This window comes from Hyphobacterium sp. CCMP332 (assembly GCA_014323545.1).
Classification (GTDB): domain Bacteria; phylum Bacteroidota; class Bacteroidia; order Cytophagales; family CCMP332; genus CCMP332.
Genome location: CP058647.1, coordinates 3,297,282 through 3,315,130 on the forward strand (window position 1 = coordinate 3,297,282; position 17,849 = coordinate 3,315,130).

The following is a 17,849-nucleotide window of genomic DNA, read 5'->3' on the forward strand; positions in this document are numbered from 1 at the left end:
TAATTAAATGATTATTGAATTCTTGACCAGAGTTGTTTGACAAATTCAGTCATGACCTCAATATCGTGAGGTTTGGCCAGATTTGTTTTTTCAAACAAGAGAAGTTGATACCCATTGCATTCTATATGGAATATGGAATGCATTTCAAAGAATATGATTAATTCCTTATTAAATAATTCCCTTATGGCTTCTTCATTATTTCCCTGCAACAGAAATTTGGAAGAAAATCCGGGGAACGCTTTAAAATCAATATCTGGCAAACCGGCAAGTGTTAGTACTTTATCGATAGCCACCTCTTTTTGTAAAGTGAACTTTGGAAGAAGTGCTTCCAGATTTTGAATCATTATGGTCATCCTTTTGTCTACCGAAGCCTCCATCGCACCTTCAGCATAAGCAACATCAGATATTTGAAATTCCTGACCCTTAATATCTCCATTGATTACATTATTCTGATAGTGAAGTAGTTTATTTTCAAAGAATGGAAACAATCTTAAATGAGAGATATCCCAATCCGTATCGATTGTAAATTCCCAGTTGTTTCTATACGTAACTCTCTTAATCTGTCTTTGACGTCTGGTGATATTGTATTTTCTCGTACTTGGTGTATAACCTTCTACGATACGCCTTCCAGCTAAAGGATGATTTGAGGAGGGTTTGTGTAAATCCAGGCCCACAATTTCAAAAACACCACCTTTGTCTCTGTATTTTCTCGCAAAATTAGTAACATGCTCCATCACGGTATGGTCTATGAGTCGGGCATGTGAAAAATCCAATATCAAATGCTTCTTAGGTGGTACTTTGTTTAATTCCTTTTTAAGCCCCAGATAATTAAAAAAATTGGCAAAGCGTCGAACAGAGATAAAATAGTGGTCATCGTCTTCATCGTAATGGAAATGATTTGTGGATTTAAATAGAAAAGAGAATAGATACCTTTTTTCAATACCCGCAAATGAATGAATAATCAAAGTTGAAATGATACCTGCACTAATCCCAATTACGATATCAAAAAACAAGGTGAAGAATAGTGTTATCAGGAATATAATTAGTTGTTCCTTTCCGTATTGATAAGTCCTTTTAAAGACTTTTATAGAGGCAAGTTTATATCCGGTATGCACCAGTATAGCTGCAAGTGCCGCAAGTGGAATGCGATTGAGCATGCTACTTAAAAATACAACGAGTATTAATATAGAAAGTCCCTGAAAAAAATTGGTCCAGCTGGTTCTCGCTCCTGAATTTACGGCTGCTGTACTCGGAAGTATCATGGATATCACTGGCAAGCCTCCAAAAAGAGAGGATAGCATTGTACCACCTCCGGTGGCCATTAGATTCTGATTGAGATTGGTGCTTCGGCGTTCCGGATCAATTTTGTCAACTGCCCTTGCGCTTAAAAGGGATTCCAAAGAAGCAATAAAAGTGATGTTGAGTACAATCATCCAAAATTCTATATTCAATATTTGAGAAAAATTAGGACTTATAACAGAGGCCAATAAGCTTTCGGGTAAACTAATCATTAAATAAGGGCCGATATTATGGGTATTCCCGGCAATTGTTATGGTTCGCTCTGTGCCGAAATTGAATAAAAAGGCCATAATGGAAGCATAAAACACCACCCACATGGGCGCCGGAATTATACGAATCAATTTACCTTCCAGATAGGGATAAATGAAGAGAAATGATAAACTGGTAAAGCCAATTACAGCAACGTATGGATTTATATCATTAACTAAATCCGGTATGTTGAGGATAAACTCGTAGGGTTCATGGGAAGTGCTTTCCAATCCAAAAAGGATATACATTTGGTTTAGAATAATCATAATCCCAATGGCCGATAACATTCCCTGAATGGCCGAAGAAGGGAAAAAGTCCCCCAATTCACCAAATTTGAAAAGCCCAAAGAGGAACATGAATACACCAACAATAAAAAATGCAGCTATAACTATTTCAACGCCTTGTAGTCCGCCGCCAAAACTACCTATGGCCGTAAAAATAACAATGATAGTAGCTTTTGGAGGGCCATTTACAGTTAAATGTGCGCCATTGATGTGTGAAATAATTAGCCCGCCAACAAGAACCGAAAAAATCCCTGAAGTTACGGGTAAACCACAGGCCAAAGAAATTCCCATGGCAAGAGGCAAAGCAACCAATGCCACCGTCAATCCGGCAATCAGCTCGTTTTGCCAGTATTTTTTTAGTCTTCTGTAGTGTTTAGCAAAAGGTAATTTCAAGGTTTGGCGTAGTTCAGATCAATCTTGAAAATAGATCAAAATTTCAATAAAAGGTAATTCCTTTTAGAATTTATCCATTTGAATTGCTCAATGCCTTTAGTCTTTGTAAAAGCGTAGGGTGCGAATAATTTACAAAAACAAATGCCTTATGCGGTTGAATATTACTTAGGTTTTTAACACTGAGTTTCTTCAATGCTGTAATCAGATCTTCAGCATTCCATGTTTTCGCAGCAAATTCGTCCGCTTCGTATTCATTTTTTCTACTGAAAATATTAAAAAATATGCCAATAATTTTTGAAATAGGGCTAAAAAGTATTCCAAAAGCTATGAGATTTATGGCAATACTTACTTCCTGGTAACCCAAAGCCAGGGATATATTTTGACTAAACACGAAAAGGGAAAGTATGTATAAGATGATACCCATTTGAATGATTGAAAGAAACAAACTGATTTGAATGTGTTTTTTCTTGTAATGCCCTACTTCATGCGCAAGTATGGCCATTAATTCACCATTTTCATGATTATTTAAAAGCGTATCATAAAATACCACTTTTTTGGTTTTGCCCAGCCCGCTAAAAAATGCATTGGATTTAGAGGATCGTTTTGAACCATCAATGACCATTATTTTTTGAAGTGGGAAGCCGACTTGTTCAGAATAGGTCTGAATGAGCGTTTTTAATTCCCCTTCTTCAAGAGGACTCAATTTATTGAAGATGGGAAGTATCAGACTTGTATAGAAAAGGTTCATAAAAATGGAGAAAGCCACGGCAATTATCCAAAATACTATCCAGAAATTACTTTCCAGGCTGAGGATTAAATAGAAAAACAATGCCAACAATGGAGCCCCAATTAATATTCCCAGTACCGATGATTTTAGCAAATCTAAAAGCCAAGTTTTAAGAGTAGTTTTGTTGAACCCAAATTTTTCTTCGATCACAAAGGTGTGATAAAGTGAAAATGGTAGGCCAATTATTGAAGAAGCAAAGCTTAAAATACCAAAAAACAAAAGTGGTCTTACGATAAAGTGTTGACTATAATTGGCGATAGTATCGTAAAGCCATCCAAAACCACCTGCATAAATAAAAGTCAGAGTGACAACAAGAGAAAAAGTACCACTGATTAGTTCAAAATTGAAATTGACTTTTTGGTATTTTTTGGCTTTCAACCATTCTTCATCTTTGTAAACATCCTTTAGTTCAGGAGGTAAATTTTTATTGGTGTTCCTGATATTCAGAATATCCAGAAATAAATCCAGAAAATAATTAAATAGCAGAATGCCAATTATAAGGAAGAGTATGTTTTCAGGCTGCATTAGAAATATTTGTTAAACAACAGATAATTCTTGACATAATCTTGAATTCCATCTTCAAGTGTGGTAAAAGGCTTTTTATAACCAATGCTTTTTAATTTAGCCATGTTCGCCTCAGTGAAATATTGATATTTATCCCTGATATCAGCAGGTGTATCGATAAATTCTATTTCTTCTTTTTTGTTTAAGGCTTTAAATACGCTTTTTGCAAGATCTAAAAAAGTTCTGGCTCTTCCGGACCCCAAATTATAAATCCCTGAGTCTTTTCGGTGATGCATTAGAAAAATACAAACGTCAATAAGGTCTTTTACATAAATGAAATCCCTTTTTTGCTCACCATCTTTGTAATCGGGATTATGAGATCGGAATAATTTCATTTTGCCCTTTTCGGAGATCTGTTTAAATGCGTGCAATATTACTGAGGCCATTCTTCCTTTGTGATACTCATTGGGGCCATAAACATTGAAAAATTTTAGCCCCGCCCAAAAGAATGGTTTTTTATCCTGCTTTAATGCCCATTTGTCAAATTCATTTTTAGAATCACCATAAGGATTTAAGGGTTTTAACTGTTCGATTAAGGCTTCATCATCTTTATAACCCAGTTCTCCAAGCCCATAGGTTGCTGCCGAACTGGCATAGACTAAAGGCACATGATTGTCGACGCAATACTGCCATACTTTTTTTGAGAAGTTTACATTTAGCTCATCAAAAACAGCTTTATCGAATTCTGTAGTGTCAGTTCTCGCTCCGATGTGAAAAATAAACTCCATCTCATCCGATTTGTCTTTCAACCATGAGAAGAATTCCTTTCTTTCCACATATTCCATGATTTTCTTCCCTTCAAGATTTTTTTTCTTTTCAGGATCTCCGAATGCGTCAACAGCAATGATATTATTAAATCCATCATTATTTAATCTTGAGATAAGGCATGAACCGATAAATCCCGCTGCTCCTGTTACTATTATCATTTAAGATCGATTAAAAGACTTTAATTTGTGCAAAATTAAACGTATATATCTCTAATCAAATTTCTTCAAGATCATATTCTCAGAATTGTACTGCTTGTCATAAGCTTGAGCATTCTTTCCTGTCAAAAGAGGAAACCTGAAAATGCTTTTATAAGCATCAAAGATGACCTGGAGAGAACCATTTTAATTAAGAAAGATTTAAAAAGGATCTTTTCACTTTCACCTGCGCTCACTGAGATTTTATTTTTCTCCTGTCCTGATTCAATTATAGTGGCACGAACACAAGCTTGTAATTACCCTCCACAGGCAATGAACAAAACTGTAATAAGCACCTATCCATTTGATATAGAATCTATCATAGGCCAAAAACCGGATTTAGTATTTAGTGAGGAAGGTATAACAACGGTAGAGCAATTAAAAATCTTGGAAGAAAATCAGATTCCTGTTTATATGTTCAGATATCGTCGTGTGGAGGATATTTTTATGGCAATAGAAAAAACAGGGCAATTGTGTAATTGCTCAGAACAGGTGGATGTTAAAATGAATAAACTTAAGCAAAGATTTGACACAGTGAAAGAAGATTCGCTTAGTGATGTAAAAGCTTTGGGATTGATATGGACAGATCCTATCTACGTCTATGGCCGCAATACATTGTTCACCGGTCAATTGAAAGAAATAGGTGTAGAAAATGCCGTTGATTCTATATTTGGGAGACCTTATCCGGAGTTGAACAGAGAATATTTTCTCAAGATCAACCCGAATGTAATTTTCGGTCCTTCATTTGAACATTTGGACAGCACATTATTTTTAAAATTCCCGGAGCTTAAACGAATTGATGCTTACAAAAACAAACATATATTTGAAATAGACGGTGATATCCTGACCCGTCCGTCACCGAGATCGATTGAGGCGATGATATTGATGAAATCATATATTGATGAGATATAAGATATACATACTGCCTTTATTAATAGGAATTGGATTGTTTTTATGCTTGTATTCATTACTAAACGGAAGTATTGAAAGCGATTTTGATAATCTGTACAACAGTATTTTTAATTATGATCCTGAAAACACAATTCATTATGTGATTATTAATCTTAGATTGCCGCGATTGATTATGGCTTTGGCTACAGGCTGTTCTCTTGCCCTTAGCGGCTATTTATTTCAATCTCTTTTAAACAATCCTCTTGCCGATCCCTATATCCTTGGAACCGCCAGTGGTGCAAGCCTTGGCGCCAACCTGGTTTTTATCGGTTGGATTCCAGCATTTATTTTAGGCATTTACACTCCACCCATTGCAGCTTTTGCTATTGCACTGCTTGTAACCCTGGTAGCCATTCTATTTGCTTATAAAAAAGGCCGCCTTATCGCAACCAACTTACTCCTGGCCGGTGTAGCACTATCCTCGATGATGACTGCTATGATAAGCCTGATGAGTTATTTATCCGAAAACGACAGTCAATTGCGCTCGATCATTTTCTGGATCATGGGAAGTTTTGAAAGAAGTAATTGGTCTCAAATACCTTTGATATTAAGTGTAAACGTCATTGCACTGATTTATTTTTCACTGTTCAATAAGTCAATAAATGTATTGTTATTGGGCGAAGAAAAAAGTGAAGCCTTAGGCTTAAATGTTAAAAAAATGCGATGGATTGCCTTGATTGGAGCAACTTTACTTACTTCCGTTACTGTGGCCTTCTGCGGAGCGATTGGTTTTGTGGGATTTTTAATTCCCCATTTTGTTAGAGGGTTGTTTGGCTTTGGTCATTCATGGAATTTATTCAATTCGGCAATCATCGGCGCCTTTTTTATGGTAGGATGTGATATTTTGAGCAAAATGATCTACCCTCCGGCCGGTCTTCCCCTGGGAATTCTGACCTCCTTTTTAGGGATTCCTTTCTTTTTGTACCTACTTATGAAAAGCAATTACAGGTTTTCCTAATGATTACTTTATTGAATTGCTTCTACTTATATTTGCAGCCTCAAATGAGCTATTTTTATGATAATTGTTCATCGAAAAGAACATTTCAACGCAGCCCATAAGCTGTTCAATCCCAACTGGTCAAAAGAGAAGAACGAAGAGATTTTCGGACCTTGTGCCAATGAGAACTGGCATGGTCATAATTTTGATTTAACAGTTTCTGTGATTGGCAATCCCAATCCCGATACCGGATTTGTCATTGATCTAAAAAAACTTTCAGGAATCATTAAATCTGAAGTCGTTGATAAACTGGATCATAAGAATTTAAACCTTGATGTTGATTTCATGAAGGATAAATTAGCAAGTTGTGAAAACCTTGTGATCGAGATATGGAAAATATTAGAACCTAAGATCGAACAAAACAGCTCAGCAAAACTGTACAGAGTACTTTTATATGAAACCGTTAATAATTACGTAGAATATTACGGTCCTGATTTCAAGGATCAGAGGATCCTTAAATTATGAAGTATTACATCATTGCAGGAGAGCGTTCGGGTGATTTGCATGCCTCAAATCTCTATAAATCCATTTTAAAAGAAGATACCTCAGCTATAAGCAGGGGGATAGGGGGAAATTACCTTGAAAAAGCGGGTATGGAAATATTCAAGCATTTTCGAGAAATCTCATTTATGGGTTTTGCTGAAGTTTTGATGAACATATTCAAAATCCGAGAATACTTCAACAATACCAAAAACGATATACTGAAATTTAATCCCGATGTAATTGTTCTTGTTGATTTTGCAGGATTCAATCTGAGAATCGCAAAATTTGCCAAAAAAAATAATATAAAAGTATACTATTATATTTCGCCTAAGATATGGGCCTGGAATACTAGCAGGGCGCTCAAAATAAAATCCTATGTAGATAAAATGTTTGTGATACTGCCATTTGAAAAGCAGTTTTATAAGAAGTTTCAGTTTGATGTGGATTACGTCGGCAATCCTGTTCTCGATGCTATTGCTCAGTTTAACAAAAGTGATTCTTTCCTAGCAAGACATCGCATTGAAGACAAACCAATAATTGCAATTCTTCCGGGTAGCAGAAAACAGGAAATTGAGAGCATGTTGCATTTTATGTTAAGCATAATTCCCAGTTTCAAGGATTACCATTTTGTGATCGCCGGAGTATCTAACCTTGAGAGTCATTACTATCAACAATTTACAAGGGGAGGTCAGATCAAAGTTGTAATCGATGAAACTTATGACCTCTTATCCCATGCTTCGGCAGCGCTGGTAACATCTGGCACCGCAACCCTCGAAACAGCTTTATTTAATGTACCACAACTTGTTGGTTATAAGTTAAATATATTTAGTTTTTGGATAGGGAAAATGGTGGTAAAGGTTCCTTATATCTCTCTGGTTAACTTAATTGTTGGCCGTGAAGTGGTCAAGGAATTACTTCAGGATGATTTTCACCCGAATATTATCAGGGATGAATTGGCTGCTTTATTAAATGATGCTCAGTACCGGGATAAGCAATTAAAAGGTTATGCTGAAATGAAAACTATTCTCGGGTCTCCGGGTGCTTCTGATAAAGCGGCAAAATTGATGGTCAATTATTTAAAGGATTCCAATAAATCCTCATAAACTAATTTCATTCCTTCTGTAGCCGTCTTCTCGTACATCTTAATATTTTTACCCGGGTTTATTTCCGGCATTTTTGGGTCAACCACATAAATGCTGGTTTCTAATGGAACAAAGTCCACAATAGATGCAGCTGGATAGACGACGAGAGAAGTGCCAACTACGATGAGGATATCCGCTTCTAGGGCATATTTAACAGCGACTTCCATCATTGGTACCATTTCCCCAAACCATACGACATGAGGTCGCAATTGGGAACCTTTTTCACATTTGTCGCCTAATTTCAACTCCCACCCGTCGATATCATAAAGCAGGTTCTCATCAAGAGTACTTCTTGCTTTAAAAAGCTCACCGTGAAGATGAATGACGCGACTGGATCCCGCCTTTTCATGAAGATTGTCAATGTTTTGGGTGATGACGGTCACATCAAAGTGATCTTCAAGTTGGCTAACGAATTCGTGACCTTTATTAGGACTGCACGATAGCGCTTGCTTTCTTCTCTGATTATAAAAATCAAGAACCAAATTCCGATTTCTGGCCCATGCCTGGGGTGTGGCTACCTCCATGACATCATAGCCTTCCCAAAGTCCTCCGGAATCACGAAAAGTTTTAATTCCGCTTTCAGCACTTATTCCGGCACCGCTGAGAACAACAACTTTTTTATCAGCCATTTTTCTTTTTGCCTTTGGCAGGTGCATTTTCTGCCAATTCTAAACATTCTTCCAAACTGAGGGAAGAAGGCTCCTTGTCTTTTGGGATTTTTACATTTTTCCTACCCACCTTAATATAAGGCCCGTATTTTCCTTTTAAAACCTGCACCTCTGGGTTTTCATCAAATGTCTTTATAAACTTTTCAGCATCGGCCTTTCTTTTTTCATCGATAAGTTGAATGGCCCGTGATTCTTCGATAGTATATGGATCTTCATCTTTAGGAATGGATGCAAACTTCTTTTTGTGAACGACATAAGGGCCAAATCTGCCAATATTGGCTGAAATTTCCTCACCTTCGTATTCACCCACCTTTCTTGGTAATTTGAATAATTCAAGGGCTTCGTCAAGTGTTATACTTTCAATAAATTGACCATTTCTCAATCCGGCATAACGCGGTTTTTCCCCGCTCTCATCATCTGCTTCGCCAATTTGAGCAAGTGGCCCAAAACGGCCGAGTCTTACTAAAACTTTTCTCCCGGATTTTGGATCCGTGCCAAGTTCGCGACTTGATTTCACATCTTTTCGATCTATGGCCTCTGTTTGTTCCACATGGCTGTGGAATCCTCCATAAAACTTGCTGAGCATTTGTTCCCATTCCTTATTTCCCTGGGCAATGTCGTCAAACTCCTTTTCGACTTCAGCCGTGAAATCGTAGTCCAGAATTCTTTCAAAATGTTCAACCAGAAAGTCATTGACGACCATGGCGATATTGGTGGGAAATAATTTATTTTTTTCAGCACCTGTGTTTTCAGTCTTTGTTTTGCTTTCGATTTTGCCATTCTCAAGACTTAGCTCCTGATAGTCCCTGTCTTTACCTATTCTGGATTCTTTAACCACATAATCGCGTTTTTGAATGGTTGATATGGTAGGGGCATAAGTAGAGGGTCTGCCAATTCCTTTTTCTTCAAGTTTTTTCACAAGGCTGGCTTCTGTATAGCGGGGGGCATGTCTTGAGAACCGCTCTTTGGAAATGATTTTGCTCAAATCGAGTTTTTGATTTTTTTCCAATGGCGGCAACACGCTGTTATCATTTTCGGCCTCCTCATCATCGGTTCCTTCGATATAAACTTTTAGAAATCCATCAAATTTGATAACCTCACCTTTGGCTTCAAAATATTCCGATCGGTCTACTTCGCTTATTTCAATTTTAGCGGTGGTTTTTTCAATTTTTGCATCGGCCATTTGGGAGGCGACTGCTCTTTTCCAAATTAATTCGTAGAGTTTTTCCGCGTTGCGGTCTGCTCCGGCATTCTGCTTGTTGAAATCTGTTGGCCGAATGGCTTCATGTGCTTCCTGAGCAGTTCCGGATTTTGTTTTAAAATTTCTGTTTTGGATGTATTCATCACCATAATTTGATTTTATAGCAGAACTCGCCGATTGTATGGCCTCCTGAGATAAATTCAATGAATCAGTCCTCATATAAGTAATATGGCCTGCTTCATATAATTTTTGAGCGATGGTCATGGTCTGTGCTACAGAGAAACCGAGTTTTCGACTTGCTTCCTGTTGTAAGGTGGAAGTTGTAAATGGGGGTGAAGGTGTCCTTTTCCCCGGTTTGGTTTCTACATCAAAAACTGTGAAATCTGAATTCAGACAGTTTTCAAGTAAGTGTTGTACCTCTTCTGAGGATTTGTATCTTTTATTAAATACAGCAGTAAAATTTCCCTTTGCAGTAGAAAAATAAGCATCGGTCTTATAGTTCGATTCCGCTTTGAAGTTTTCTATTTCTCTTTCGCGTTCTACGACCAGCCTGACTGCGACCGATTGCACCCTGCCTGCCGATAAACCTCTTTTGATTTTTTTCCAAAGTATAGGTGATAGTTCATACCCCACCAATCGGTCGAGAATTCTTCGCGCTTGTTGGGCATCGACCAAATTATTATCAATTCCTCTTGGATTTTGAAGCGCATTGAGAATGGCATTTTTTGTAATTTCCCTAAATACGATTCTTCTGGTTTTTTTATCGTCAAGATCGAGAGTTTCCTTTAAATGCCAGGAAATAGCCTCTCCTTCGCGGTCATCATCCGATGCCAAATATATGGTTTCGGCATCTTTTGATAATTTTTTTAACTCCTTGATAACATCTTTCTTGTCTTTGGTAACTTCATAGGTAGGTTTAAAGCCGTTTTTAATATCGATGGCTTTATCTCCCTTGGGTAAATCACGGACATGTCCATAACTTGATGCTACTTTAAACTCTTCTCCCAGGTATTTTTCAATTGTTTTGGCCTTTGCGGGCGACTCAACTATCACAAGATTTTTTGGCATACTCTCTATTTTCGGGCGTAAATATCATTATTTTTTTTTCGGACTTACAAACCTTATTACCATATTCCCTCTACTTTGTTTCACAAATAAATTTTTAAATATGTTTTTTGCCTGAGAAATCAGAGCTGAAAAATGATTAATTTAAAGTCCTGATGTCAAAAACAATTTACCTTATACGGCATGCAAAATCTGATTGGTCCATTCCCGGCCAGCCGGATTTTAACAGAAGTTTAAATCACAGGGGTCTCCTTGACGCACCTTTAATGGGAAAAGTCTTAAAAGAACTTCAGGTTTCACCTGAGCTCATCCTATCAAGTCCTGCAGAAAGAGCAATGCGTACGGCGGAATTTATTTCCGAACAACTCAATTATCCGATAGAAAAAATAAAATTTGAAGAAGAGATCTACGAAGCTTCTCCTAGAACTTTGTTGAGGTTAATCAATAATCTTGACAACAGTTTGAGCAAAATCGCTCTTTTTGGGCATAACCCTACATTTACTTATTTGGCCGAATACCTCAGTAAAGAAGAATTGGGAAATATACCAACCTGCGGTGCAGTTAAAATACAATTTGAATTGAATGAATGGGCTGCAATTTCTGAAGGAACAGGAGAATTGATCTGGTTCGAATACCCTAAAAAATACAAAGACTAATTACAATCCCTGAATTTTCAGAAGGCGGTTAGGGTCAGGGCAGTTTGACATCCATTTTTCCTTTTCCCCTAATTCACAAACACCCGGAAAATCACCGCTTGCGCCCATAAGGTCTTCAATAATTTGAAAATGAAGATGGGGTGGCCAATTGACATTTTCTGACCAATCGCCAAGTGAACAAAACTTTTCGCCGGCCTTTATTTGCTTTCCGACATGTTTATCGATTAATGATTCCCTACTTAGATGACCGTAAAGTGTGAAAAACTGAAAGTTATTAATGGAATGTTCCAATATTATAGTCGGACCATAATCACCAATTGATTTATTGTCTTGAAAACTGTGGACAATTCCTTCGAGGGGGGCATGTATTCCGGTTCCGGCTTCCTGCCATAAATCGAGGCCCAAATGAAAAGATCTTGGATCTCCTTTTTCAAACAAATTAAATCTTCGATATAGTATTCTGTTTTCAGCGTATTTACCAATCCCAAATGTTGAATTGTTCTCATTGATCTTAGAATTGATATAATATTCGAATTCAGTCTGATCATTCATGTTGATAGATGCTAATTCCTCATTTTCGTTGGAGAAGTCAAATACATAAAAGGACCCGGAAGAAAAATCTTTGGGAAGAATTGGGAAGGCTGCGCATTGATCAAGAATTTTTAAAAGACTCATATCCGCGAAACTAATAAAATCACTTCCCATTTTGCAGGCAATCAAACATATATACAAGTATCTTGTTAATCACATATAAAACATAAACTATGAACAAATTAGGACTACTAGAAAAAACAGGTTTAAAGTGGGGAATTATTACCTTTTTAGGCCTGGGGGCATATTTTTTAATTATGAAAGCCTTTGGATTGACATATATCATTGAGCTTAGGGTTTTAAACGCCGCAATTATGTTTACAGGTCTGTGGTTTTCTATCAAAGACTACAAAAGAAACAATTCCGGCTTTGACTATTTCAGTGGATTAGGTGTAGGTTTATTAACTGCATTTATTGCGAGTACAATTTTTGCCGTTTTTGGTATTTTGTATCTCGAAGTAATTAATCCATCATTTATGACCGAATTGAAACAAAGTGAACCTTTGGGTTTTTATTTAAATCCCTATCTGGCTACTTTTCAAATCTTTATTGAAGGAACAGCATCCGGTTTTTCAATTAGTTATGCCATTATGCAATTTCTAAAGAAGCCAATGCTTGCAGAGGTAAAAGAGATTAATAAACGAGGTTAACGATTTTTCCGGGCACTATTATTACTTTTTTTGGTGCCTTTCCTTCCGCCCATTTAATAACTGTTTGATCCTTTAATACTTCTCTTTGGATTTCCTCTTTAGAGGAGTCCAGAGCGAAAGTTATTTTGGTTCTGAGTTTTCCATTGATCATAATAGGGTATTCAAAACTGCTTTCTTTCAAAAATTCTTCTTTATAAGCGGGCCAGTTTGCATCGACCACAGAGGGCTTATTTCCCAGGGCATGCCACAGCTCTTCGCACAAATGCGGTGCAAAAGGAGACAAAATGATGCATAATGGTTCAAGTATTTCCTTGTTGTGTGTTTTTAATTTACCCAATTCATTTACGCATATCATAAATGCAGAGACGGAAGTGTTAAATGAAAAACGTTCTATATCTTCTTCCACCTTTTTTATAGTTTGATGAAGCACTTTTAAAGCTTCAGGGCTAGCCTTCTCATCAGTAATAATATTTTGGCCATTGTCATCGTAAAAAAGCCTCCAGGTTTTTCTTAAAAATTTATAAACTCCATCTATTCCCTGAGTGTCCCAGGGTTTGGAATCTTCCAGGGGTCCCAAAAACATTTCATACATTCTTAATGTATCAGCACCGTATTTGGTAATTACATCGTCGGGGTTTACCACATTAAACCAGCGCTTTGACATTTTTTCTATTGCATAATCGCATTTAAATTGACCGCCCTCCAAAACAAATTCTGTATTTGAATAATCGGAATTTTGATTTTTAAAGGTCTCGATATCCAATATATCGTTCTCAACAAGGTTAACATCCACATGGACCGGAATTGTGTCATGTTCACTTTTTAAGCCCGCAGAAACAAAAGCGTCTTTTTCTTTTAAGCGATAAGCTATACTCGATCGACCCTGAATCATCCCCTGATTAACCAGTTTTTTAAATGGTTCCTCATGAGAAATCAATCCGCTGTCAAATAAAAACATGTTCCAAAAACGACTATATAAGAGATGCCCTGTCGCATGCTCTGTCCCGCCAATGTATAAATCCACTTCGCCCCAATAATCCGATGCCTTTCGGGAAACAAAGGAATTTTCATTTTGAGGATCCATGTACCTTAAAAAATACCAACTGGAACCCGCCCATCCGGGCATGGTGGTAAGTTCATAATTGTATTTGCCCTGATACCGCCAGTTTTTTGCTCTGGCCAGTGGTGGCTCACCCGTACTTGTAGGCTTGTATTCATCGACTTCCGGCAAAAGCAATGGCAATTCTTTTTCTTCAAGTGTATGCGGAATGCCTTCATTGAAATAAATAGGAACAGGTTCGCCCCAATACCTTTGACGGCTAAAAACTGCATCTCTTATTTTATAATTGATTTTTGCATTACCGAAATTGTGATCTTCAGCATATTGTATTGCCTTTTCTATGGCTTTTTCTGTTTTCAGACCATTTAGAAATCCCGAATTGATCATAACACCGTTTTTTTGAACGGTAGGGTCTTCGAGATTTTCTGTTCCTTTAATTATCGGAATAACAGGCAAATTGAAATGTTGGGCAAATCTAAAATCTCTGTCATCGCCTGCCGGAACGGCCATTATGACACCGGTTCCATATCCGGCAAGCACATAATCCGCCGTGTAAATCGGAATTTTTTCCTGATTATAAGGGTTAATGGCAAATGCTCCTGTAAATACTCCTGAGACCTGCTTTACTTCGGTTTGTCTTTCTCTTTCGCTTCGATTTACAGACTTTTCGATATAGGATTTAACTTCTTCTTTTTGTTCTTCTGAACATATTTCTTCAATCCATTCCAATTCAGGCGCAATAACCATAAAAGTCACTCCAAATGCAGTATCAGGCCTTGTTGTAAATGCAGTCATTACCCGTTCAGAGCCTTCAATTTTAAACTTGAGTTCACATCCTTTAGATTTTCCAATCCAATTGCTCTGTATGTCTTTTAAGGCCGTGGACCAATCGAGTTCATTTAGGTTTTGCAATAATCTCTCGGCATAGGCGGTGATTCGCATCATCCACTGTTTCATTTTTTTCCGTTCTACCGGGTAACCCCCACGTTCCGAGAATCCATCTTTTACCTCATCATTGGCCAAAACCGTTCCCAATTCAGGGCACCAGTTGACCATTGCTTCAGCCGGATAGGTAAGCCTGTAATGATTTAGAAAGTTTTCCTTTTCGGATTCATTATAGGAATTCCACTCATCTGAAGAAATAGTTTTCGTTTCTTCATCGCAAGCGGCATCTACTTCTTTATTTCCTGACTTAGACAGTATTTCAATCAGACTGTCCAATGGTTCGGCTTTTTGAGAATTGTTATTGTACCAGGAATTAAACAGCCGGATAAAAATCCATTGAGTCCATTTATAAAATTTGGGATCTGAAGTAATCACTTCTCTGCTCCAGTCAAAGCAAAAGCCCATATTTCTAAGCTGTGACTTATATCGCTTAATATTTTTTTCTGTGGTAACAGCGGGATGCTGTCCGGTTTGTATAGCATATTGTTCCGCGGGTAATCCAAAGGCATCAAAACCCATGGGATGCAATACATTGAAACCTTTATTTCGTTTATACCTGCTTACTATATCGGTGGCAATGTAGCCCAGGGGATGGCCAACGTGCAGACCCGCACCGGAGGGGTAGGGAAACATATCAAGTACATAGTATTTTGGCTTATTTGATTCATTTGAGACTTCAAATAAATTGCTTTTATCCCACCAGTCCTGCCATTTTTCCTCAATGACCTTAAAATCGAAATCTGCCATAAATATTGAAATTTCCCGCAAAAATAGAATTATTGAAAGAATCTTGAAGGATATCAGTAAATTAACCTTTTCAATTTATTTACGTTTTGATTTATTCAGGCGTATTTCTAAATTTGGTTAAAATCAACACCTATGAAAAAATTAATAGCACTGGTATTCCTTTCCGCATTCCTTTCTGTCCAAATTGCTCCGGCAATGGCATTCGAAAGTAATTTTGTCAAAATAGAAAATGAAGGCGGTGATGATGTCAAAGCAAAGAAAAAAGATAAGAAAAAAGCCAAATCAAAAGATTGTGCTAAAAAAGATATGAAAGATGGTTGCTGCAAGGATGTAAAAGATCCTAAAAAAGAAAAAAGCGAGTCTGAAAAATAATTATTAGTTGTTTTATAGAATGAGCCCCTGCATATTGTTGGGGCTTTTTTATTTTTGTAAAAATTGTAATTCATGAAGCAATATCACGACTTAATGCAACATATCCTCGATAAGGGAGTGAAGAAAGAAGACAGGACCGGAACAGGTACTTTGAGCATCTTTGGCTATCAGATGCGTTTCGATCTTTCTGAAGGTTTTCCTTGCATTACAACTAAAAAATTGCATTTACGATCCATAATTCATGAATTGCTGTGGTTTTTAAAAGGTGAATCCAATATCTCCTATTTAAAGGAAAATGGGGTTTCAATTTGGGACGAATGGGCAGATGAAAATGGAGATTTAGGACCGGTTTATGGATACCAATGGCGTTCATGGCCAACTTCCAAAGGCGGGCAAATTGATCAGATAAGCAAGGTGATCGAACAAATCAAAACCAAACCCGATTCCCGACGTCATATTGTTTCAGCCTGGAATGTGGAGCATGTAGATGAAATGGCTTTACCTCCCTGTCATACCATATTTCAATTTTATGTGGCAGAAGGAAAGTTGTCCTGTCAGTTGTACCAAAGAAGTGCAGATGTATTTCTTGGAGTTCCATTTAATATTGCTTCTTACGCTTTGCTTACACTAATGGTGGCACAGGTTTGCGATCTGAAGCCGGGCGATTTTGTTCATACTTTTGGTGATGCTCATCTGTACTCCAACCATTTGGAACAAGCAGAATTACAATTGAGCAGAGAATTCAGACCACTACCTCAAATGAGAATCAATCCCGAAGTAAAGTCTATTTTTGATTTTAAATTTGAGGACTTTGAATTATTGAATTACGATCCTCATCCTCATATTAAAGCGGCAGTGGCTGTCTAGGGAAAAGGTCCAATATTCCTGTCAGTTCATTTTTGATTTTGCCATCACTATTGTTATTTAAAACCTTGATAATGAATGAATTGCAAAATATAACTAAATCTGAACTTGAAATATCTTTTTCAAGAAGGTTTTGTTCTTCATGTCTGAGATCATTTGACTTTAAATAAGCGATTAACCAGGCATTCATTATTCCATCAACCTGACCGGAATAGCGTTTTGGTGTTATTATTAAATCTTCCCTGACACAAATTATATTTGATGAACTTCCTTCCAGGATAAATCCCTTGTCATTTTTTATTAGTAATTCATCAAGCCCTTTATTTGTTTTTTCTATTGATACACCGACATAGTTTAATCCATTAATGGTTTTAAAATTTGAATACCATGAATTGGCGATTTTGATATGTTCGGAGATTGCTATTTTCTTTATTTCAACAATGTTAAAAGGAGAGCATGTTTCACAAAAGATAAGATAATTGGCCAAAGATTCACCGGAAGTATTGTAGGTACCTTTTCCTTGTCTCCAAACCATAATTCTCAAACGCGTATAATCCGGATACTTGTTTTCCTTTAGAATACCATTAATATTATTTTTCCAGTCCTCAATGACAATCTTTGTACTAAACTCCAGTCCCAGACATTCCATTCCCTTTATAAGCCGGGATAAATGCTCCTCAAGAAAGAAAATGACATTTTTTTCACAATAGATAGATTCGAAGAGGCCATCGGCAAAGAGGCTTGCCCTAAATAATTGATCCAAACCTAAATTTGAATCTTTGATGATATTTCCATTGAAATTTACGAGCATTGCATCTTTAAAAATGATTATAACCTTTTATATAAAAGGAGGCAGAAGTAAAATCTAAATTTATCTGTTTGTAATAGCAAATAAAGTGATTTGATTAATTTTGAATGC

Annotated in this window: 16 protein-coding genes; 8 read left to right on the forward strand and 8 right to left on the reverse strand. The window is 37.0% G+C overall.

What is annotated here, in order from left to right:
* Positions 1-11 precede the first annotated feature (11 nt).
* From HZR84_14600 to rfaD, 3 genes are all read right to left on the reverse strand, one after another.
* Positions 12-2,225 carry a SulP family inorganic anion transporter gene (locus HZR84_14600; GenBank protein ID QNL23117.1) on the reverse strand — a complete coding sequence of 738 codons (2,214 nt, stop codon included), beginning with the start codon at positions 2,223-2,225 and terminating at the stop codon, positions 12-14.
* Positions 2,226-2,295: 70 nt separating this feature from the next.
* Positions 2,296-3,537, reverse strand: a complete 1,242-nt coding sequence (locus HZR84_14605; GenBank protein QNL23118.1) for a M48 family metallopeptidase — start codon at positions 3,535-3,537, stop codon at positions 2,296-2,298.
* Entirely contained in the window at positions 3,537-4,502 is a 966-nt protein-coding gene (gene rfaD / locus HZR84_14610) for an ADP-glyceromanno-heptose 6-epimerase (GenBank protein QNL23119.1), read from the reverse strand. Before rfaD ends, HZR84_14605 begins: the two co-directional genes overlap by 1 nt.
* Positions 4,503-4,772: 270 nt before the next feature.
* Here rfaD and HZR84_14615 point away from each other — a divergent pair, with 270 nt between their 5' ends.
* The 4 genes from HZR84_14615 to lpxB are packed head-to-tail and all read left to right on the forward strand — an operon-like array spanning position 4,773 to position 8,072.
* Positions 4,773-5,450 carry an ABC transporter substrate-binding protein gene (locus HZR84_14615; protein ID QNL23120.1) on the forward strand — a complete coding sequence of 226 codons (678 nt, stop codon included), beginning with the start codon at positions 4,773-4,775 and terminating at the stop codon, positions 5,448-5,450.
* A complete protein-coding gene (locus HZR84_14620; protein ID QNL23121.1) occupies positions 5,440-6,447 on the forward strand; it encodes an iron ABC transporter permease in 1,008 nt (335 codons plus the stop codon). The genes HZR84_14615 and HZR84_14620 overlap by 11 nt, the downstream gene beginning before the upstream one ends.
* 57 nt (positions 6,448-6,504) lie before the next feature.
* Positions 6,505-6,951, forward strand: coding sequence for a 6-carboxytetrahydropterin synthase (locus HZR84_14625; protein ID QNL23122.1), 447 nt, complete (start codon positions 6,505-6,507; stop codon positions 6,949-6,951).
* Positions 6,948-8,072, forward strand: coding sequence for a lipid-A-disaccharide synthase (lpxB, locus tag HZR84_14630; protein ID QNL23123.1), 1,125 nt, complete (start codon positions 6,948-6,950; stop codon positions 8,070-8,072). Before HZR84_14625 ends, lpxB begins: the two co-directional genes overlap by 4 nt.
* Here the strand turns inward: lpxB and HZR84_14635 are convergent.
* Together HZR84_14635 and topA are read right to left on the reverse strand one after the other, a co-directional pair.
* On the reverse strand, positions 8,042-8,740 hold the full coding sequence (locus HZR84_14635; protein QNL23124.1) for an NAD-dependent deacylase: 699 nt from the start codon (positions 8,738-8,740) through the stop codon (positions 8,042-8,044). The two genes, lpxB and HZR84_14635, sit on opposite strands and share 31 nt — an antisense overlap.
* Positions 8,733-11,048 carry a type I DNA topoisomerase gene (topA, locus tag HZR84_14640; GenBank protein QNL23125.1) on the reverse strand — a complete coding sequence of 772 codons (2,316 nt, stop codon included), beginning with the start codon at positions 11,046-11,048 and terminating at the stop codon, positions 8,733-8,735. Before topA ends, HZR84_14635 begins: the two co-directional genes overlap by 8 nt.
* Positions 11,049-11,200: 152 nt before the next feature.
* Between topA and HZR84_14645 the strand changes: the two genes are divergently transcribed.
* Positions 11,201-11,701 (forward strand): histidine phosphatase family protein, encoded by a 501-nt coding sequence (locus tag HZR84_14645; GenBank protein QNL23126.1) that lies wholly within the window; start codon positions 11,201-11,203, stop codon positions 11,699-11,701.
* Here the strand turns inward: HZR84_14645 and HZR84_14650 are convergent, their stop codons facing one another.
* Entirely contained in the window at positions 11,702-12,376 is a 675-nt protein-coding gene (locus HZR84_14650; protein QNL23127.1) for a peptidoglycan DD-metalloendopeptidase family protein, read from the reverse strand.
* Positions 12,377-12,465: 89 nt separating this feature from the next.
* Between HZR84_14650 and HZR84_14655 the strand changes: the two genes are divergently transcribed.
* The gene (locus HZR84_14655) at positions 12,466-12,942 is read left to right on the forward strand and encodes a DUF4199 domain-containing protein (protein ID QNL23128.1); all 477 of its coding nucleotides are present in this window, start codon (positions 12,466-12,468) and stop codon (positions 12,940-12,942) included.
* On the opposite strand, the gene HZR84_14660 is transcribed toward HZR84_14655, so the two are convergent.
* Positions 12,926-15,694 carry a leucine--tRNA ligase gene (locus HZR84_14660; protein ID QNL23129.1) on the reverse strand — a complete coding sequence of 923 codons (2,769 nt, stop codon included), beginning with the start codon at positions 15,692-15,694 and terminating at the stop codon, positions 12,926-12,928. The genes HZR84_14655 and HZR84_14660 overlap by 17 nt on opposite strands.
* Before the next feature lie 132 nt (positions 15,695-15,826).
* Between HZR84_14660 and HZR84_14665 the strand changes: the two genes are divergently transcribed.
* Both HZR84_14665 and HZR84_14670 read left to right on the forward strand, forming a co-directional pair.
* Entirely contained in the window at positions 15,827-16,066 is a 240-nt protein-coding gene (locus HZR84_14665; GenBank protein ID QNL23130.1) for a hypothetical protein, read from the forward strand.
* Between the two features lie 72 nt (positions 16,067-16,138).
* Positions 16,139-16,933 carry a thymidylate synthase gene (locus HZR84_14670; GenBank protein ID QNL23131.1) on the forward strand — a complete coding sequence of 265 codons (795 nt, stop codon included), beginning with the start codon at positions 16,139-16,141 and terminating at the stop codon, positions 16,931-16,933.
* On the opposite strand, the gene HZR84_14675 is transcribed toward HZR84_14670, so the two are convergent.
* Entirely contained in the window at positions 16,911-17,741 is an 831-nt protein-coding gene (locus tag HZR84_14675; protein ID QNL23132.1) for an aminotransferase class IV, read from the reverse strand. The genes HZR84_14670 and HZR84_14675 overlap by 23 nt on opposite strands.
* Positions 17,742-17,849 lie beyond the last annotated feature (108 nt).